This is a genomic window from Mycobacteriales bacterium (assembly GCA_035690485.1).
Lineage (GTDB): Bacteria > Actinomycetota > Actinomycetes > JAFAQI01 > DASSKL01 > DASSKL01.
In genome coordinates this window covers 20,084-38,292 of sequence record DASSKL010000059.1, presented here as the reverse complement: position 1 = coordinate 38,292, position 18,209 = coordinate 20,084, and the positions used below count along the sequence as shown (strand labels likewise).

Genomic DNA, 18,209 nt, shown 5'->3' with positions numbered 1-18,209 from the left:
CGAAAGCTCCGGGGCCTCCGGGCCCGTTGGCGGGATGGCCGAGTGGCTTAGGCAAGGGCCTGCAAAGCCCTGTACGCGGGTTCGATTCCCGCTCCCGCCTCGCGACATCGGCCCGAAGATCCGGCACGATGAAGCAGCAAGGGCGATTGGCGCAGTCTGGTAGCGCGCTTCCTTGACACGGAAGAGGTCAGAGGTTCAAGTCCTCTATCGCCCACCCACCGCTGAGCAGAGGCTCAGCGCTCGTAGTCGGGCCAGGCGACCGGCGGTTTGCCGGCGAGCTGGTCGATGAACTGGTCCAGGTACCACCAGCGGAACTTCACCTGTTCGTCGGTGGCCGCCAGCGTCAGCAGGTGCTGCCCAGCACGGCAGTACTCGTCCGCCTCGTCGAACATCTCGCCGAGCTGCCGCGACGCCGCCGCCGCCTCGACCGGCACGCGGAAGTGCAGGTCGTCGATGACCCGGGCCCTTGCCGCCGCGGCCGCGTAGAGCTTGTCCTCCTGCTCCGAGCTGACGCCGTCGAAATCGCGGGTCAGCGCCTCGATGAGCTGTATCAGCCGCTTAGGCACGGTCACATGGGACTCGAGGGACTCGTCGTGCAATTCGGCGGAGATGAGGGCGAACTCGCGCAGCAGCGCGTCGGCCGTCTCCTGGGTGGCCACCCACAGCGGCACCGGCAGCTGAAGCAGGTGCACGTCACGCAGGTCGGCGTCGGGCGCCGTCATGCCGCCCAGCCGAGGACCTCGTACGAGATGCGCCGCGCATCCGAGGCACCCGCGAAGTCGTCGAACCTGTCGAGCAGTGCGTCGAAATCGACCTCGTCGCGGCTGCTCTCGTCGCGGACCCCGTGGCCGCCGGACGGCGCGATGTCCGCCCACACGACCTTGCCGCCCTCGTGGGGGCTCACCCCCCACCGGCTGGACAGGTCCTCGACGAGCTTCAGCCCGCGACCGGTGGTGGCCTCGGCGCTGTAGTCGCGGGTCCGCGGTCGCCGGGTGGATCGGTCGGCGACGGCGATGTGGAGTACGCCGCTGCCTTCGAGCGAGACGCTCACGGTGAACGGCTGGTCACCGGCATGCAGCGCCGCGTTGGCCGCCAGCTCGGTCACGACCATGGCGGCGGTCCAGCCCTGCTCCGCGCGCCGCCAGCCCGCGAGCACTTCCTGCACGAAGTGCCGGGCGGCCGGGACGCTGCTGTTGTCCCCACCCCGGAAGGTGAACTCGGCTGCGACCACGGCTCCGCAGCGTAGGCCTCCGCGAGTCGTGCCTTCGCGACGGGGGTTATGGGGTAAAGACCTTTACGCTGAGAAGGAGATGACGATGAGCAGCATCGCCGCCGGCGCCCTGACGTCCGCGTCAAGGCTCGACGCCGCGACGTTGCTCGGCAGCGTGGCAGAGGCGCTGCTCGTCGTCGGCGACGACGGCGTGATCCGTTGGGCGTCCCCTTCGGTCCGCCAGCTCGGCAGCACCCCCGAGCAGGCGACCGGGCGTCGCCTCGTCGATCTGTTCGATCACGACGACCGGGCGGTGCTCGCCCGGATGGTGCTCGCATCGGTGACCGGTTGCCCCGGCGTGCCGGCCCACCGGGTGGTGCGCCTGGCCGGTGCGCCCGACGGCGGCCCCCGGCACGTCGAGGTCCGTGTCGAAGACCGCACGGCCGAGCCCGGCATCGAGGGCATCGTCGTCCACGCGTGGGACGTGACCGAGGCGGTGCAGCGGCACGAGCGGGTGGAGCGGCTCGCGTTGCACGACCCGCTCACGGGCCTGCCCAACCGCCTGCTGTTCAGCGACCGCCTCGCCCTCGAGCTGCGCCGGATGCATCGCAACCGCAGCCAGCTCGCGGTCATCTACGCCGACGTCGACGGCCTGAAGCGCGTCAACGACCGCTTCGGCCACGCGGCCGGCGATGCGGTGCTCGTCACCGTCGCCGACCGGATCGCCACCTCCCTGCGACCGGCCGACACGGCCGCGCGGCTGTCCGGCGACGAGTTCGCGATCGTGTGCCCCGACGTCGACGACGCTCGCGCCGCGCAGCAGATCGCGATGCGCCTCGCGACCGCGGTGCGCATGCCGATCCAGGTGGCCGGGACGAGCATCAACGTGACGGTGTCGGTCGGCGTCGCGATGGCCACGGAGCACGACGTCGCCGACGGCGGCAACCGGCTGCTCGACTCCGCCGACGCGCAGATGTACTCCGCGAAGAGTGCCGGCCGGCGCCCGCCGGCGACCACCTGAGCCGGGCCGTCAGTCCCGTGTGCCCCTGCGGGCCCGGCTGGTGCTGCTGATCGGCCACATCTGGTCGATCTGCGCGTTGAGCTCCGCGCCGAGCAGCACGGCGAGCGCGGTGATGTAGAAGAACAGCAGGACCGCGATCGGCGAGGCGAGCGAGCCGTAGACCGACTGGTGGCCGAAGACGAAGATCAGGTAGACGCGTAGCCCGAAGCTACCGAGCACCCACAGCGCCATCGCCAGCACCGCCCCGGGCAGGTCACGGCGCCACGGGGTTCGCACCGGCACCGCGACGTGGTACAGCGTCGCGAGCAGCAGGACGCAGCCGATACCGACGATCGGCCAGTAGAAGATCCAGATCAGGGTGTTGACGAGGTGCTCGTAGCTGTCCGGCACCCACTGCACGATTGCGTCCGGGCCGATCACGAGCAACGGCAGCATCACGATGCCGATCGCCACTCCGGCGAGGAAGATGACCAGGGCGAGCAGCCGGCTGCGGACCGCCGACCGCACGTCGCGCAGGTTGTAGGCGATCGTGATCGTGTTGACGTAGGTGCTGACCGCGGTCGAGCCCGACCACAACGCGAAGACGAAGCCGGCCGAGACCACGTCGGCCCGTCCGTTGGTGAGCACCTGGTGCAGCGACGGCCGGATCAGCGTGTTGACGGCCTTCGGCGCGATCACGTGCTCGGCCCCGCCGAGAACGAACTTCTCGATGTCGTTGATCGTGCCGGCCGGCAGGTCGTGACCGAAGAACCCGATCACCCCGAGGACCACGAGCAGCAGGGGTGGCAACGACAGCAGCTGCCAGAACCCGGCCTCCGCGGACAGCCCGAGGATCCGGTCCGCCCACGACTTGGCGGCGGTGCGTTTGATCAGCAACCAGACCCCGCGCCGTCGGGGAGGGCGCGGATCGGTCACCGCGCTTGGCTGCCCGGTGACCGAGGCCATGAGCCCACACGGTAGGCGAGTCGTGACGCGGTGTCCCGGCACCCGACGGCGGGGCGGCGCGGCGCGCGCGCCGCATAGCGACCGCGCGGACGGGGCAGTGGGGAGGAATGGACGTCGCGAGCCTGAGCAAGCGGTACGCCGTCGACGGGTCGTTCGTCACGGTCCGGGCGGCCTTCGGCACCGGCGCGGAGGTGCGGCTGACCGCCGAGGCCGAGCAGGCGCCGGCCAAGCGAGTCGGCGCGCGGCTGCGCTACCGCGACGCCTCGACCGGCTGACGGTTGCGGGGGTCACGCTGAGCCGGCGGCGCGGGTCGCCGAGCGACTCGACTACTGTCGGACCTTCCGGACAAGGAGGCCCGGCCGGTCGTGCCGGTGTGGCCGAAGGAAGGACCACCGGCGACATGACCGGCCAGCCCAGGGTGTGGCCCGGGACGCCGTACCCGTTGGGGGCGACCTACGACGGCACCGGCACCAACTTCGCGTTGTTCAGCGAGGTCGCCGACGGGGTGGACCTCTGCCTCTTCGACGAGGCAGGCCACGAGACCCGCCACCGGCTGCCCGAGCGCGACGCGTTCGTCTGGCACGGCTACCTGCCGGGGATCGGACCCGGGCAGCGGTACGGCTTCCGCGTGCACGGCCCCTACGACCCCGGTCAGGGGCAGCGCTGCAACCCGGCGAAGCTGCTGCTCGACCCCTACGCGAAGGCCATCGAGGGCAGCATCGACTGGGATCCCTCCCTGTTCGGCTACCACCTCGACGACCCCAACGCGCGCAACGACGACGACTCCGCGCCGCACATGGTCAAGTCGGTCGTCATCAGCCCCTTCTTCGACTGGCAGAACGACCGGGCGCCCCGCCGGCCCTACAACGAGACGGTCATCTACGAGGCGCACGTCCGCGGGCTGACGATCCGGCACCCGAAGATCCCCGACGAGATCCGGGGCAGCTACGCGGCGCTGGGTCATCCCGTGATGCTCGACCACTTCCAGAAGCTCGGCGTGACGGCGGTCGAGCTCATGCCGGTGCACCACTACGTGCAGGACCATTACCTGATCGAGAAAGGCCTGCGCAACTACTGGGGCTACAACACGCTCGGCTTCTTCGCGCCGTACAACGTCTACTCCTCGGGCGGTGACCTCGGCCAGCAGGTGCAGGAGTTCAAGGCGATGGTGCGCTCGCTGCACGAGGCGGGCATCGAGGTGATCCTCGACGTCGTCTACAACCACACGGCCGAGGGCAACCACCTGGGTCCGACGCTGTCCATGCGCGGCATCGACAACCAGGCCTACTACCGGCTGGTCGAGGACGACCCGCAGTACTACATGGACTACACCGGCACCGGCAACAGCCTCAACGTCAGGCACCCGCACGCACTGCAGCTGATCATGGACTCGCTGCGCTACTGGGTGACGGAGATGCACGTCGACGGGTTCCGCTTCGACCTCGCCTCGACGCTGGCGCGGGAGTTCTACGACGTCGACCGGCTCGCGGTGTTCTTCGACCTGGTGCAGCAGGACCCGATCGTGTCCCAGGTGAAGCTGATCGCCGAGCCGTGGGACGTCGGCGAGGGCGGCTACCAGGTCGGCAACTTCCCGCCCCAGTGGACCGAGTGGAACGGCAAGTACCGCGACACCGTCCGCGACTTCTGGCGCGGGGAGAGCGCGACGCTGGCGGAGTTCGCCTCACGGTTCACCGGCTCGAGCGACCTCTACGAGTCGAGCGCCCGCCGGCCGATCGCGTCGATCAACTTCGTGACCGCGCACGACGGCTTCACCCTGCACGACCTGGTGTCCTACAACGAGAAGCACAACGAGGCGAACGCCGAGGACAACAACGACGGGGAGAGCCACAACCGGTCGTGGAACTGCGGCGTCGAAGGCCCGACCGACGACCCGGAGGTCCTCGCGCTGCGCGAGCGGCAGAAGCGCAACTTCATCGCCACGCTGTTCCTCTCGCAGGGCGTGCCGATGCTGCTGCACGGCGACGAGATGGGCCGCAGCCAGGGCGGCAACAACAACGCCTACTGCCAGGACAACGAGATCGCGTGGGTCGACTGGTCGAACATCCGCGAGCACGGGCTGCAGTTCGACTTCACCTGCCGGGTCATCCAGCTGCGACACGCGCACCCGGTCTTCCGCCGCCGCCGGTTCTTCCAGGGCCGGCCGGTGCGCGGTTCCAACGTCGACGACATCGCCTGGCTCACCCCCGCCGGAGAGCCGATGAGCGACGACGACTGGGACGCCGGCTTCGCCAAGTCGCTGATGGTCTTTCTCAACGGCCACGGGTTGCCGGAGCTTGACGCCCGCGGTGAGCGGATCGCCGACGACTCGTTCCTGTTCTGCTTCAACGCCCACCATGAGCAGCTCGAGTTCACGCTTCCGGATCCGAGCTACGGGCTGCGCTGGCAGGTGCTGCTGGACACCGCCGTGCCGGTGGTCGAGGAAGGGTCCGACGAGGACCGCACGGTGAAGGCGGGCGCCGTGCTCGGCGTCGCCGCCCGCACCGTGGTGCTGCTGCAGCGAGTCGACTGACCCGTGGCGGCGCACCTGCCGGCGGCCGGTCGGCCCGTGCCCGCCTCGACCTATCGACTCCAGCTGCATCCAGGGTTCCGGCTGCCCGACGCCGCCGGGGTCTGCGACTACCTCGCCGCGCTCGGGGTGAGCCACGTCTACTGCTCACCCGTGCTCGCCTCCACGCCCGGATCGGTCCACGGCTACGACGTGGTCGACCACGGCCGCATCGACGACGAGCTGGGTGGGACCGACGGGTGGCGGACCCTGGTGGCCGCGACGGCGTCAGCGGACCTCGGGACCGTCCTCGACATCGTGCCCAACCACATGGCCGTCCCGGAGCCGCTCTCGCTGAACCGGCAGCTCTGGGACGTGCTGAAGCACGGTCGCGGTTCGGCGTACGCCGAGTGGTTCGACATCGACTGGGCGGCGCAGGGCGGCCGGCTGCTGCTGCCGGTGCTCGGTGAGCCGATCGGCGAGTGCCTGCGCCGTCAGGAGATCCGCCGGGACGGCGACGTGCTCCGCTACTACGACAACGTCTTCCCGCTCGCACCCGGGACGGAGCAGACAGACGACCTGGTCACACTGCTGGCGGAACAGCACTACCGGCTGGCCTGGTGGCGGGTCGGTCGCGAGGAGCTCAACTACCGAAGGTTCTTCGACGTGACCGCGCTGATCGGTGTGCGCGTCGAACGGCCGGACGTGTTCGCCGCGACCCACGCCACGCTGCTGTCGCTCGACGGTGTCGACGGCTGGCGCGTCGACCACCCGGACGGTCTCGCCGATCCGGCCGGCTACCTGCGCCGTCTCGCGGAGGCCACCGGCGACCTGTGGATCGTGGCCGAGAAGATCCTCGAGCCCGGCGAGCAACTGCCCGGCGACTGGCGGTGTGCGGGCACGACCGGCTACGACGCGCTCAACCAGGTCATGGGCGTGCTCACCGACCCCGCCGGTGAGCGGCCGCTGACCGACCTCTCGAGCTCGCTGACCGGCGCGGCTGACTACGCCACGGTGGTGGCAGCGGCGAAGCGCCACGTCGTCGAGCACCTGCTGGTCGCCGAGGTCGACCGGCTCACCGACACGCTCGTGCGCCTCGCCGCCGGGTCGGTGGACACGTGGGACTTCTCCCGGCGCTGGCTGCGCGAGGCGCTCGTGGAGGTGCTGACCGCCTTCGAGGTCTACCGGGCCTACGTGCCCGTCGACGACCCGGCGCCGGCGGAGCCGCGCCACCAGGTCGCGGCGGCGTGCGAGCGGGCACGCGAGCGCCGGCCCGACCGCACGGCGGAGATCGGCTGGATCGGCCGGCTCGCCCTGCTCGACGGGCCATCCGATGACGATGCCGTGGACTTCGCCGTCCGGTTCGCGCAGACGACCGGGCCGGTGATGGCGAAGGGGATCGAGGACACGGCCTTCTACCGCTACGTCCGGCTGACGGCGCTCAACGAGGTGGGTGGCGACCCGGGCCGCTTCGGCATCGCGCCCGCCGACTTTCACGCCTGGGCCGCCGACCTCGCCCGCGACTGGCCGGCCACGATGACCACGTTGTCGACGCACGACACCAAGCGGTCGGAGGACGTGCGGGCTCGACTCCTGACGCTGGCGGAGATCCCGGGCGAATGGTCGGCCGCGGTCACCCGCTGGCGAGCGCGCCACCACCTGGGGGACCCGGACCTCGAGTACCTGTTCTGGCAGTCCCTCGTCGGCGCCTGGCCGATCTCGGCGGAGCGCATGGCCGGTTACGTCGAGAAGGCCTCCCGCGAGGCGAAGCGCCGCACGTCGTGGACGGATCCCGATCCGGCGTACGACGAGATGCTGCAGTCTTTCGTGCGCGAGGTCTACGCAGACGACGCGACCGTGGCCGATGTCGAGCTCTGGGTGCGCGAGCACGTCCTGGTGCCGGGTCGCATCACCTCGTTGGCGCAGAAGCTGCTGCAGCTCACGATGCCGGGCGTCCCCGACTGCTACCAGGGCGGCGAGCTCTGGGACCTGTCGCTGGTCGACCCGGACAACCGGCGCCCGGTCGACTACGACCGGCGGCGCACGATGCTGCGCGCGCTCGACGAGGGCCACCTGCCGCCCGCTGTCGACGACGACGAGGAGGGCTGGAGCAAGCTGCTGGTCACCTCGCGGGTGCTCCGGTCGCGGCGGGCGCGACCCGAGCTGTTCGGCCCGTCGGCCGGCTACCGCGCGCTCACCGCCGCGGGACCCGCGGCCGACCACCTTCTCGGATTCGTGCGCGGGGAAGGCGCGGCCTCGCTGGCCACCCGCCTGCCGGTGGGATTGCGGCGAACCGGCGGCTGGCGGGACACGACGGTGCCGCTACCGGCCGGGGTATGGACGGACGTGTTGACCGGCCGCAGCTTCCGGGGCGGCGACATACCCGTCGCGAAGGTGCTCGACGGGCTCCCGGTGGGACTGCTCGTCACGGACGGCTAGCCGCCGCGCCAGGCCTCGGCGATCGCCTGGAAGCTGCCGATGCGCCGCGCCCGGTCGAGGCTCGGCGTGACGACGACGACCTCGTCGGCCTGCGCCTGCTCCTGCAGGTCGCGCAGCCCGACAACCACCGCCTTCGGCTCGCCGGTCACCATCCGGCCGTCGCGCTGCCGGCCGTCGCGGAACTCGGCCGACCGGGCGAACTCCCGCACCTGCTCCGGCCGCAGCGGCTCGCGGACCCCGCGGCGCAGGTTCTGCATCGTCAGCGTCCACGCGGCCTCGAACTCGCTGACCGCCTCGTCGTCGTCGCTGGCGAACGCGAGCACCGAGATGGCGGAGTAGGGCCGGTCGCCCTCGTGGCGGGGCTCGAAGTCGCGCCGGTACTCGCGGAGCGCCTCGACGGCCAGGTCCGGACTCATGTGGTGCGCGAAGACCGCGCTCATGCCGTTGATGGCAGCGAACCGGGGACCGTACTGGCTCGACCCGAGCATGAACACCTGCGGCTGCTCGGGCACGACCGGCGCGGCCACGAGCTGGGCGAACGGGTGACCTGCCGGAAAGTCGTCCTGGAGGAACGCCAGCAGCTCGGCCACCTGGTGCGGGAACTCCTCCCCCGGGTCGATCCGCAGGCCGCGACGGAGCACGTGCGCGGTCAGCGGGTCGGTGCCGGGGGCCCGGCCGAGCGCCAGGTCGATGCGGCCGGGGTGGAGGGCGAGCAGCGTGCGGAAGAGCTCGGCGACCTTGAACGGCGAGTGGTTGGGCAGCATGATCCCGGCCGCGCCGACCCGGATGCGTTCGGTCCGGCCGCCGATGTGGGCGATCAGCAGCTCGGGCGCGCTGCAGGCCAGGCTGCGCATGTTGTGGTGCTCGGACACCCAGTAGCGGCGGTAGCCCGACTCCTCCACCGCCCGCGCGATGCGGACCGCACCGGCGATGGCGTCATGGGCTGACTCGGCGTACTCGATGCCGACGAAGTCGAGTACCGACAGCGGAAGTGACTCTTCGCTCACACTTCCACAATGCCGCGCCGGTAAGGCGTCATTCCGGTGGGCACAGATGCGCCATGTCGTCGTTCCGGGTGTGGGCCCCGCACGCGCAACGGGTCCACGTCGTGGTCGACGGGCGCGAGCACGCGATGCACGCCGACGGGCGCGCCGGCTGGTGGTCGGCCGACGTCGCCGGCGCGGCGGCCGGGTGCGACTACGCCTACCGCCTCGACGGCGGGCCGCCTCGCCCAGACCCGAGGTCCGCGTGGCAGCCACAGGGCGTCCACGGCCCGTCCCGGCTGGTCGACCACGCGGCGTTCGCCTGGAGCGACCAGACCTGGCACGGCGTACCGCTGCCGGGCAGCGTCGTCTACGAGCTGCACATCGGCACGTTCACCGACGAGGGGACCTTCGACGCGGCGATCGCTCGACTGGACCACCTCGTCGAGCTGGGTGTCGACGTCGTCGAGCTGATGCCGGTCAACGCATTCGACGGGGACCGCGGCTGGGGTTACGACGGCGTGCTGTGGTACGCCGTGCACGACCCCTACGGCGGACCCGACGGGCTGAAGCGGTTCGTCGACGCCGCCCACGGGCGCGGTATCGGCGTGCTGCTCGACGTCGTCTACAACCACCTGGGGCCGAGCGGCAACTACCTCTCGGAGTTCGGCCCCTACTTCACCGACACCCATTCGACGCCGTGGGGGCCGGCGGTCAACCTCGACGCGCCAGAATCGGACGAGGTACGCCGCCACATCATCGACAACGCACTGATGTGGTTCGTCGACTACCACGTCGACGGGCTGCGTCTGGACGCCGTGCACGAGCTCAAGGACGACCGCGCGACCCATGTGCTCGAGGAGCTGTCGGAGGAGGTGCGCCGCACTGCGGCCTACCTGCGCAAGCCGCTCTTCCTCGTCGCCGAGTCCGACCGCAACGACCCGCGCAACGTGACGCCTCGCCACGCCGGCGGGTGGGGGCTCGACGCCCAGTGGAGCGACGACTTCCACCATGCCCTGCACGCGCTGCTGACCGGTGAGCGGCAGGGCTACTACTGCGACTTCGGGTCGCTTCAGACGTTGGCGAAGGCGTTCACCCGGGTCTTCGTGCACGACGGCACGTACTCGACGTTCCGGCGCCGGCACCACGGCCGGCCGGTCGACCCCCACCTGCTGTCGGGCGCCGCGTTCGTCGGCTACCTGCAGAACCACGACCAGATCGGCAACCGGGCCGGCGGGGCGCGGCTGGCCGCGATGGTGCCGCCGGACCTGCTGAAGATCGGCGCCGCGCTGGTGCTGACCGGGCCGTTCACCCCGATGCTGTTCATGGGCGAGGAGTGGGGCGCCTCGACGCCGTGGCAGTTCTTCGCCTCGTTCCCGGACCGCGGGCTGGCCGAAGCGGTGCGCACGGGACGGTGCGAGGAGTTCGCCGGGCACGGGTGGGACCCGGCCCGCGTCCCCGACCCGATGGACGGCGCCACCTTCGCCCGGTCGACGCTCGACTGGGCGGAGGTCGAGAAGGAGGCGCACGCCGACCTGCTCGCGTGGCACCGGGACCTCATCGCGTTGCGGCGCCGCCACCCGGAGCTGACCGACGGTCGGCTCGATGCGGTCCGCTGCACCTGGGACGACGGCGACCGGTGGTTCGTGCTGCACCGGGGCGGCGTCGCCGTGGTCTGCAACCTCGCCGAAGAGCACCGCCGGGTACCTGCCGGCGGGCGGCCCGGGGAGGTCCTGCTCGCGTCTGCAAGCGAGGTCACCTGCTCCGGCACCGCGGTGAACCTGCCGGCCCGATCGGTGGCGGTGGTGTTGATTGACTGACGGCATGCGCCGCTTGCTGCCCGACCCGGCGAAGGACCAGGTCGACATCGACGAGGCCTACCTCGTCGAGTCGCCCGGCCGCTCCTACGTGCGCGGCAACATGGTGTCGAGCGTCGACGGCGCGGCCCAGGCCGAGGGCCGTTCCGGGGGCCTGTCGGGACCGACGGACAAGAAGATCTTCGCGGCACTGCGTGATCACGCCGACGTGATCCTGGCCGGTGCGAGCACGGTGCGGGTCGAGAGGTACGGCGGCCACCGCCCCTCTGCTCGCCGCCAGGAGTGGCGCACGGCGCGCGGGATGCCGCCGCTCCCGACGATGGCGGTGCTCAGCCGCAGCTGCGACTTCGACCCGGAGGCGCCGTTCTTCACCGATCAGGACGTCCGCCCGATCGTCATCACGCAGAAGTCGGCACCCGCCCATCGGGTCGACGCGCTGCGCGACCGCGCCGACATCATCGTCGCCGGTGACGGCGACGTCGACCTCCCGGCCGCGCTGGGCGAGCTGGCCGACCGCGGCCTGCACCACCTGCTCTGCGAGGGCGGCCCCAACCTGCTCTCCCACATCGTCGCCGCCGGCCAGCTCCACGAGCTGTGCCTCACCCTGTCGCCGTTGCTCTTCGCCGGACCCGCGACGCGCATCCTCGACGGGCCGCTGCTCGACGCGCCGGAGCACCTGACGCTGCACCAGGTCCTCGAGGACGACAGCTACCTCTTCCTGCGCTACCTGCGACGCTGAGCAGATCGGGCAGGATGCCCGCATGGACCTGCCCGTCAACCCACCGGTCTCGCCGATGCTCGCCCGGGCGGTGCCCGACATCCCCGCGCCCGAGCAGGTCGACGGCGGGGTGCTCTACGAGCCGAAGTGGGACGGCTTCCGGTGCATCGTCTTCCGCGACGGCGACGAGATCGAGCTCGGCTCGCGTAACGAACGCCCGCTGACCCGCTACTTCCCCGAGGTCGTCGACGCCGTGCGCGCAACGCTGCCCGAGCGCTGCGTCGTCGATGGGGAGATCGTCATCGCCGGCGCCGACGGCCTCGACTTCGACGCGCTTCAGCTGCGGCTGCATCCGGCTGAGTCGAGGGTGCGCAAGCTGGCCGCCGAGATACCGGCGTCGTTCGTGGCCTTCGACCTGCTGGCGATCGGCGACGAGTCGCTGGTGGCGGAGCCCTTCGGCGTACGCCGGTCCCGGCTGGAGTCCGCGCTCGAGCAGGTCCGGCCGCCGGTCTACCTGACCCCGGCCACCGACGACCTGGAGACGGCACGCGAGTGGTTCACGGCGTTCGAGGGGGCCGGGCTCGACGGCATCGTCGCCAAGCCGCTGCGGCTGCCCTACCGGCCCGACGAGCGGGTGATGTTCAAGATCAAGCACAAGCGCACCGCCGACTGCGTCGTGGCCGGCTTCCGCTGGCACAAGTCCGGCCGGGTGGTCGGTTCGTTGCTGCTGGGCCTGTACGACGACGGCGGCGCGCTGCAGCACGTCGGGGTCGCGGCGTCGTTCACGATGAAGCGGCGGGGCGAGCTGGTCGACGAGCTGGCGCCGTATCGCGCCGACCTCGCCGGGCACCCGTGGGCGGCCTGGGCGGGCGCCGCGGACGGCGAGCGGATGCCCGGTGCCACCAGCAGGTGGAACGCCGGCAAGGACCTGTCGTGGGAACCATTGCGGCCCGAGCTCGTCGTCGAGGTGGCCTACGACCACATGCAGGGCGACCGGTTCCGGCACGCGACGCAGTTCCAGCGCTGGCGGCCGGAACGCGACCCGCGCACCTGCACCTACGCCCAGCTCGAACGCCCGGCGGGCTTCTCGTTGGCCGAGGTGCTGGGCGGGTCGGGGTCGTGACCCGGCTCGCGCCCTACACCTCGCTGTTCGCGCCACACGGGATGGTGTGCGCCGTCGACCACCTCGCGGCTGCCGCGGGAGCGGAGATGTTGCGGCATGGAGGCAGCGCGGCCGACGCCGCGGTCGCCGCGAGCGCGGTGCTGGCCGTGACGACCCAGCACATGTGCGGGATGGGTGGTGACCTGTTCGCCCTCGTCGGCGGGCAGGGGGCGACACCGTCAGCTCTGAACGCCAGCGGGCGGGCCGGTTCCGGCGCGGACCCCGACCGGCTGCGGGCCGAAGGGCATCGGGTCATGCCGATGTCGGGCGACATTCGCTCCACGCCGGTGCCAGGGTGCGTGGACGGTTGGCTCGCGCTGCACTCGCGCTTCGGCCGGGTGGACCTCGCAGAGGTGCTGGCTCCCGCGATTTCCTATGCCGCAGAAGGGTTTCCGGCTTCGCCGACCCTTGCGCTGTCGGCACCGCGGGTCGCCGATCGCCCGGGCGGCGAAGCCTTCCGCGGCGTCGTGCGGCCCGGGGACCTGATGTGCCGCCCGGGGGTCGCGCGGACGCTGCGAGCCGTCGTAGAGCACGGCCGGGACGGCTTCTACGGCGGTGAGTTCGGCGCGGGGCTGCTGGCCCTGGGAGCCGGGGAGTACACCGAGTCCGACCTGTCGGCACCCCTGGCCGACTGGGTCGAGCCGCTGTCCGTCGAGGCGTGGGGTCGCGTGCTCTGGACGGTGCCGCCCAACTCACAGGGCTACCTGGCCCTGGCCGGGGCGTGGATCGCGTCCGGACTGCCCCTGCCCGCCGATCCCGACGACGAGCTGTGGGCGCACCTGCTGATCGAGGCGGCACGGTTCGCGGCGTACGACCGGCTCGAGGTCCTCCATGAGCGGTCCTCCGGTCAGGCGCTGCTGGCACCGGAGCGGCTGGCACCGCGTCGCGACGCCATCTCGTGCGAGCGGGCCGCGGTGCTCGGTGACGGCTACGGGGAGGGCGGCACGATCTACCTCTGCGCGGTGGACGAAGACCGGATGGCCGTCTCGCTGATCCAGTCGAACGCCCGCGGATTCGGCAGCGGGCTGGCCGAGCCGGCGACCGGTATCTTCCTGCAGAACCGCGGGATCGGCTTCAGCCTGGTGCCCGGCCATCCCGCGGAGTACGGCCCCGGTCGCCGGCCGCCGCACACCCTCTCCCCTGCGCTCGTGACCGACGCCGCGCTACGGCTCGACACCGCCCTCGGGACGATGGGCGGCGACTCGCAACCCCAGGTGCTGCTGCAGCTGCTGGCCCGGCTGCTGGCCGCGGGTGAGAGCGCCGGCGAGGCGGTCGCGGCTCCGCGCTGGATCCTGTCGGGCGGCGGTGCCGGCTTCGACACCTGGGACGCGCGCGGGCAGGTGCAGGTGTGGCTCGAGGACGGCGCGCCGTGGGCAGCCGGCCTGCGGGCTCGCGGCCACGACGTGTGCGCCGGAGCCGGCATGCCCACCGCCGGGCATGCGCACGTGATCCGGGCGACGGGCGGCGTGCTGGAGGCAGCGAGCGACCCGCGCGCCCTGTCGGGTGCCGCGATCGGATTCTGAGCCGCGCACGTGTCGGAGAGAGCTGCTACTGAGCCCCACGCATCTTCCTCGTCTCGGGCCGTCCCGAAGACAAACGCAGGCGGCCACAACAGGCACTGCACCGAAGAGCGCTTCCCAGTCGTCCGCCGCGGACGCGTTACGGCACTCTGACCTGGCTAGCCCGGGGATCCTGCAGTGAACAGCTCGAGCTGGATGTTGTCCGGATCGCGGAACACAAGCGTGGAGAACCTGACCGGCTCGGTGATGTCCCTGATGCCGCTGTGCTCGACGCCGAGCTCGGTGAGGTGCGCCGCCCACCTGTCCATCTCCGCGCGGTCGGCGACGTTGAAGCCGATGTGGTCAAGACCGGTGCGGCACTCGTCGAAGCTCTCGCCCTGGTTGCCGGCATTCTTGTGCAGGCCGATGGTGAGGCCGCTCTGCGGGTCGACGAGCAGGACGGCGAAGCCGGTGTCTTCACGCTCGTGATGCGGGAACGTCACGGGAACCCGTTCCAGGCCGAAGACCTTCTGGTACCACTCAGCACTCGCCTCGACGTCCCTTACGGTCGGCGAGAAGTGATGCACTCCGGTGATGGCGGGCCGGCTGTCGGTCACGACGAATCTCCCTCCCCGCCGCTGCGCGCCGAAGATGCCGCAACGACGTATGAGCCATTCCTATCGCGAAGCGACAACCGGGGCGAGAGATCAGGTCGGCCCGCAAACAGCGGCCGGCCGCTCAGTCCGGGCGGCGCTTGCTGGGTTGCACGCGGCGCGGCTCGCCCGGCATCTTCGGGTAGTTCGGCGGATAGGGCGCCTCACCCAGGCCGTGGTCGCGCTCGTCGCGCTCGACCCAGTCGAGCAGCACCTGGAGGTCGCAGACCGCGTCGTCGATGCCGGCGTGGACGTCGCCGAGGGCGGCGAAGCGCGCCGGCACGGTCGTGATCGTGAAGTCCTCGGTGTGCACGTCGGGCAGCTCGTCCCACGTCACCGGCGTCGACACCGTCGCGTCGGGCCGGGCCCGGATCGAGTACGCCGAGGCGATGGTCCGGTCCTTCGCGTTCTGGTTGAAGTCGACGAACACCCGTTCCCCCCGCTCCTCCTTCCACCAGGCGGTCGTCATGAGCGCCGGCGCTCTGCGCTCCAGCTCTCGGGCGAGGGCCAGCGCGGCACGGCGTACGACCGGGAACTCCCAGCGGGGCTCGATACGGCAGTAGATGTGCACGCCCCGGTTGCCCGACGTCTTCGGCCAGCCGACATAGCCGATCTCTGCGAGCAGCTCGCGGACCAGGGCCGCCGCCCGCTGTGCCTCGGCGAAGCCGGTGCCGGGCTGCGGGTCGAGGTCGATGCGCAGCTCGTCCGGGCGCTCCACGTCGGCGCGGCGCGAGTGCCAGGGGTGGAACTCGACCGTGGACATCTGCACCGCCCACACGACGGCAGCGACCTCGGTGACGCACAGCTCGTCGGCCGTGCGCCCGGACGGGAAGCTCACATGTGCGGTCTGGACCCAGTCGGGGGCGCCCTTCGGGATCCGTTTCTGGTAGATCCGCTCCCCCTCGATGCCTTCCGGGAAGCGGTGCAGCATGCACGGCCGCTCCCGCAGCGCGCGCACGATGCCCTCGGCGACCGACAGGTAGTAACGCGCGATGTCCAGCTTGGTCGTCCCGAGCTGCGGAAAGTAGACGCGATCGGGGTTGGACAACCGCACGACCCGCGAACCCACCTCCAGCTCGGTCGCGGGCGCGGCTGCCATCGCGGCAACGTATCGCGGACGTGGAGGCAGTGGCGGCGTAGACAGCCGGCCCCCGCGTGGGACGATCTGGACATGGCCGTGCAGCGGATCGACAAGACCGACGACGAGTGGCGGGCCGAGCTCTCCCCGGACGAGTACGCCGTCCTGCGTCAGGCGGCCACCGAACCACCGGGCACCGGGCCGCTGCTGCACGAGCACCGGGTGGGCGTCTTCCGCTGCCGGGCCTGCGGCGGTGAGCTGTTCCGGTCCGAGACGAAGTTCGAGTCGCACTGCGGTTGGCCTAGCTTCTTCAAGCCCTCGGACAACGACGCCGTCGAGCTGAACGAGGACCGCAGCCACGGCATGGTCCGCACGGAGGTTCGCTGCGCGCGCTGCGGCTCGCACCTGGGTCACGTCTTCCCCGACGCGCCGCAGACGCCGACCGGTGACCGCTACTGCATGAACAGCATCGCGCTGACCTTCGAGCCGGCCACGGACCGGTGATCCGGGCTCACCACGCGGGCCCAGGTCCGTCGGCGCGGGTGAGGTGACATGGCCTCCACGCTCCCCGCCGGAGCAACCGCCGCCCCGGTGCCGGCGGCGCCGAACGTCCTGCCCCGGCTGAGGGCAACCGCGCGCGTGCTGGCGCATCCCGCGATGCTCGGGGGGCTCGGCGCGCTGCCCTGGGTCGTCGTCACCGTGGTCGGCCCCCTGCTCGGCACCGACTTGGCCGCACAGTTCGCCCGCGGCGCGTTCGCCCGGGCGCACCCCGGCGCGGCCTACGACTTCAGCTGGTACGGCGGGCTGCATCCGGCCGCCTACAGCGTCCTGTCGCCCTACCTGTTCGCCGCGATCGGTGTGCTCGCTACCGGCGCGTTGGCGACGATCGGGGCGTCGGCGGCGATGGCCGACATGTTCCGGATCTGGGATGCGCGCCGGGTGCGCACCGCCGCCGTCTGGACCGGGCTCGGCACCGGGGCGTCGTTCTTCGCCGGCCGGGTGACGTTCATGCTCGGCCTGGCGCTCGCGGCCGCCGCCGTACGCCTCGTCATCACTCCGCAACGGCAGTCCAACCGTCGGCTCGCCGCCGCGGCCGTCCTTGCGGCGCTGTGCACGCTGGCCAGCCCGGTCGCCACGCTCTTCCTCGGCCTGACCGCCGTGGCCCTGCTGGCCGTCGGGCCGCACCGCCGCGAAGGGCTGGTGCTCGGCGTGGCCGCGGCCTTACCGATGCTCGGCGTGCAGCTCGTCTTCCCGCAGTGGGGCGTGCAGCCGGTCACCATCGACATCGCGATCTCCCCGATGATCGGCGCCCTGCTGGTCGCGTGGCTCGTGGGCTGGCGCCACCGCGCGCTGGTCGTCGGCTGCCTGATCTACTCCGTCGGCTGCCTTACCGCGTGGCTGCTCCCGACCCCGGTCGGCAACAACGTGGAGCGCCTCGGGCTGATCCTCGCGGCACCGGTCATCGCCGGCCTCGCGAGCAGGTTGCGCTACGCGCTGCCGGTGCTGCTCCTGCTGCTCACCTGGCAGGTCTACCAGCCGGCCGGCGACATCGCGCCCGGACCGGAACCCGCCGCACACGCGTCGTTCTCCGTGCCACTCCTGACGGCTCTGCAGATCCACGGCGCGCAGCGCTACCGCATCGAGGTGGTGTCGCTGTCGGAGCACTGGGAAGCCGACCACATCGCCCGCCACTACCTGCTGGCCCGTGGCTGGGAGCGCCAGCTCGACACCGTCCGCAACCCGCTGTTCTACGACGGCCCGCTCAACGCGACGACCTACCACCGCTGGCTGCGCTACAACGGCGTCGGTTTCGTCGCGCTGTCCGACCGGCCGGTCGACTGGGGCGCGACGGGGGAAGCCGCCCTGGTGCGCAGCGGGTTGCCCTACCTGCACGAAGTGTGGAGCAGCGACCACTGGACCCTGTGGCGGGTGGTCGACCCCCTCCCGCTGACCGGCCCGCACGCACAGGTGACGAACACCTCCCCGGCCGGGTTGTCACTGCGCGTCGAGCGCCCGGGCAACGTGCTCGTGCGGGTGCGCTGGTCACCCTGGCTGCACACGAGCAAGGGCTGCCTGCAGCAGGACGGCGACTGGACGTTGCTGCACGCGCCGGTGACCGGCAGCTACCGGATCGACGCGCCGCTCACCCTGCCGCGGGGGTCGGCCTGCGCCTGACCG

16 protein-coding genes and 2 tRNA genes are annotated in these 18,209 nt (G+C 71.5%); 12 read left to right on the top strand and 6 right to left on the bottom strand.

Annotated features, from left to right (window positions below):
- Positions 1 to 28 precede the first annotated feature (28 nt).
- Together VFJ21_07685 and VFJ21_07680 are read left to right on the top strand one after the other, a co-directional pair.
- Positions 29 to 100, top strand: a tRNA-Cys gene (locus tag VFJ21_07685).
- 40 nt (positions 101 to 140) lie between these two features.
- A tRNA-Val gene (locus VFJ21_07680) sits at positions 141 to 214 on the top strand.
- Positions 215 to 233: 19 nt separating this feature from the next.
- Here the strand turns inward: VFJ21_07680 and VFJ21_07675 are convergent.
- Together VFJ21_07675 and VFJ21_07670 are read right to left on the bottom strand one after the other, a co-directional pair.
- Positions 234 to 722 (bottom strand): hypothetical protein, encoded by a 489-nt coding sequence (locus tag VFJ21_07675; protein HET7406999.1) that lies wholly within the window; start codon positions 720 to 722, stop codon positions 234 to 236.
- A complete protein-coding gene (locus VFJ21_07670; protein HET7406998.1) occupies positions 719 to 1,231 on the bottom strand; it encodes an ATP-binding protein in 513 nt (170 codons plus the stop codon). The genes VFJ21_07675 and VFJ21_07670 overlap by 4 nt, the downstream gene beginning before the upstream one ends.
- An 85-nt stretch (positions 1,232 to 1,316) precedes the next feature.
- Here VFJ21_07670 and VFJ21_07665 point away from each other — a divergent pair, with 85 nt between their 5' ends.
- The gene (locus tag VFJ21_07665; protein HET7406997.1) at positions 1,317 to 2,231 is read left to right on the top strand and encodes a sensor domain-containing diguanylate cyclase; all 915 of its coding nucleotides are present in this window, start codon (positions 1,317 to 1,319) and stop codon (positions 2,229 to 2,231) included.
- A 9-nt stretch (positions 2,232 to 2,240) separates the two neighbouring features.
- Here VFJ21_07665 and VFJ21_07660 read toward each other — a convergent pair whose 3' ends face one another.
- Positions 2,241 to 3,146: a YihY/virulence factor BrkB family protein gene (locus VFJ21_07660; GenBank protein HET7406996.1), complete on the bottom strand. Its 906-nt coding sequence runs from the start codon at positions 3,144 to 3,146 to the stop codon at positions 2,241 to 2,243.
- Positions 3,147 to 3,283: 137 nt separating this feature from the next.
- Between VFJ21_07660 and VFJ21_07655 the strand changes: the two genes are divergently transcribed.
- The 3 genes from VFJ21_07655 to treY all read left to right on the top strand — a co-directional run bounded on the left by VFJ21_07655 (position 3,284) and on the right by treY (position 8,121).
- Entirely contained in the window at positions 3,284 to 3,451 is a 168-nt protein-coding gene (locus VFJ21_07655) for a hypothetical protein (protein ID HET7406995.1), read from the top strand.
- A 125-nt stretch (positions 3,452 to 3,576) separates the two neighbouring features.
- Complete coding sequence (gene glgX, locus VFJ21_07650) at positions 3,577 to 5,706, top strand: glycogen debranching protein GlgX (GenBank protein HET7406994.1); 2,130 nt, start codon at positions 3,577 to 3,579, stop codon at positions 5,704 to 5,706.
- Positions 5,707 to 5,709: 3 nt separating this feature from the next.
- Positions 5,710 to 8,121, top strand: coding sequence for a malto-oligosyltrehalose synthase (gene treY, locus VFJ21_07645; protein HET7406993.1), 2,412 nt, complete (start codon positions 5,710 to 5,712; stop codon positions 8,119 to 8,121).
- Here the strand turns inward: treY and VFJ21_07640 are convergent.
- Positions 8,118 to 9,128 (bottom strand): LLM class flavin-dependent oxidoreductase, encoded by a 1,011-nt coding sequence (locus tag VFJ21_07640; protein HET7406992.1) that lies wholly within the window; start codon positions 9,126 to 9,128, stop codon positions 8,118 to 8,120. The two genes, treY and VFJ21_07640, sit on opposite strands and share 4 nt — an antisense overlap.
- Before the next feature lie 53 nt (positions 9,129 to 9,181).
- Here VFJ21_07640 and treZ point away from each other — a divergent pair, with 53 nt between their 5' ends.
- The 4 genes from treZ to VFJ21_07620 are packed head-to-tail and all read left to right on the top strand — an operon-like array spanning position 9,182 to position 14,324.
- The gene (treZ, locus tag VFJ21_07635) at positions 9,182 to 10,924 is read left to right on the top strand and encodes a malto-oligosyltrehalose trehalohydrolase (GenBank protein HET7406991.1); all 1,743 of its coding nucleotides are present in this window, start codon (positions 9,182 to 9,184) and stop codon (positions 10,922 to 10,924) included.
- Positions 10,925 to 10,928: 4 nt separating this feature from the next.
- On the top strand, positions 10,929 to 11,660 hold the full coding sequence (locus VFJ21_07630) for a pyrimidine reductase family protein (protein ID HET7406990.1): 732 nt from the start codon (positions 10,929 to 10,931) through the stop codon (positions 11,658 to 11,660).
- Between the two features lie 22 nt (positions 11,661 to 11,682).
- Positions 11,683 to 12,762 (top strand): ATP-dependent DNA ligase, encoded by a 1,080-nt coding sequence (locus VFJ21_07625; protein ID HET7406989.1) that lies wholly within the window; start codon positions 11,683 to 11,685, stop codon positions 12,760 to 12,762.
- Positions 12,759 to 14,324, top strand: a complete 1,566-nt coding sequence (locus tag VFJ21_07620; protein ID HET7406988.1) for a gamma-glutamyltransferase — start codon at positions 12,759 to 12,761, stop codon at positions 14,322 to 14,324. Before VFJ21_07625 ends, VFJ21_07620 begins: the two co-directional genes overlap by 4 nt.
- 155 nt (positions 14,325 to 14,479) lie before the next feature.
- Here the strand turns inward: VFJ21_07620 and VFJ21_07615 are convergent, their stop codons facing one another.
- Together VFJ21_07615 and ligD are read right to left on the bottom strand one after the other, a co-directional pair.
- A complete protein-coding gene (locus VFJ21_07615) occupies positions 14,480 to 14,917 on the bottom strand; it encodes a VOC family protein (protein HET7406987.1) in 438 nt (145 codons plus the stop codon).
- A gap of 121 nt (positions 14,918 to 15,038) precedes the next feature.
- Positions 15,039 to 16,052, bottom strand: a complete 1,014-nt coding sequence (ligD, locus tag VFJ21_07610; GenBank protein HET7406986.1) for a non-homologous end-joining DNA ligase — start codon at positions 16,050 to 16,052, stop codon at positions 15,039 to 15,041.
- A 72-nt stretch (positions 16,053 to 16,124) separates the two neighbouring features.
- On the opposite strand from ligD, the gene msrB reads away from it, so the two are divergent.
- Together msrB and VFJ21_07600 are read left to right on the top strand one after the other, a co-directional pair.
- Positions 16,125 to 16,535, top strand: a complete 411-nt coding sequence (gene msrB / locus VFJ21_07605; protein HET7406985.1) for a peptide-methionine (R)-S-oxide reductase MsrB — start codon at positions 16,125 to 16,127, stop codon at positions 16,533 to 16,535.
- 48 nt (positions 16,536 to 16,583) lie between these two features.
- Entirely contained in the window at positions 16,584 to 18,206 is a 1,623-nt protein-coding gene (locus tag VFJ21_07600) for a hypothetical protein (GenBank protein HET7406984.1), read from the top strand.
- The last annotated feature ends 3 nt before the right edge of the window (positions 18,207 to 18,209 follow it).

Excerpts from the sequence above, each read along its gene's own strand:
- VFJ21_07675 (HET7406999.1), bottom strand. The coding sequence starts at position 722 with ATGACGGCGCCCGACGCCGACCTGCGTGACGTGCACCTGCTTCAGCTG.
- VFJ21_07665 (HET7406997.1), top strand. The coding sequence starts at position 1,317 with ATGAGCAGCATCGCCGCCGGCGCCCTGACGTCCGCGTCAAGGCTCGAC.
- VFJ21_07655 (HET7406995.1), top strand. The coding sequence starts at position 3,284 with ATGGACGTCGCGAGCCTGAGCAAGCGGTACGCCGTCGACGGGTCGTTC.
- glgX (HET7406994.1), top strand. The coding sequence starts at position 3,577 with ATGACCGGCCAGCCCAGGGTGTGGCCCGGGACGCCGTACCCGTTGGGG.
- treZ (HET7406991.1), top strand. The coding sequence starts at position 9,182 with ATGTCGTCGTTCCGGGTGTGGGCCCCGCACGCGCAACGGGTCCACGTC.
- VFJ21_07630 (HET7406990.1), top strand. The coding sequence starts at position 10,929 with ATGCGCCGCTTGCTGCCCGACCCGGCGAAGGACCAGGTCGACATCGAC.
- VFJ21_07625 (HET7406989.1), top strand. The coding sequence starts at position 11,683 with ATGGACCTGCCCGTCAACCCACCGGTCTCGCCGATGCTCGCCCGGGCG.
- ligD (HET7406986.1), bottom strand. The coding sequence starts at position 16,052 with ATGGCAGCCGCGCCCGCGACCGAGCTGGAGGTGGGTTCGCGGGTCGTG.
- msrB (HET7406985.1), top strand. The coding sequence starts at position 16,125 with ATGGCCGTGCAGCGGATCGACAAGACCGACGACGAGTGGCGGGCCGAG.
- VFJ21_07600 (HET7406984.1), top strand. The coding sequence starts at position 16,584 with ATGGCCTCCACGCTCCCCGCCGGAGCAACCGCCGCCCCGGTGCCGGCG.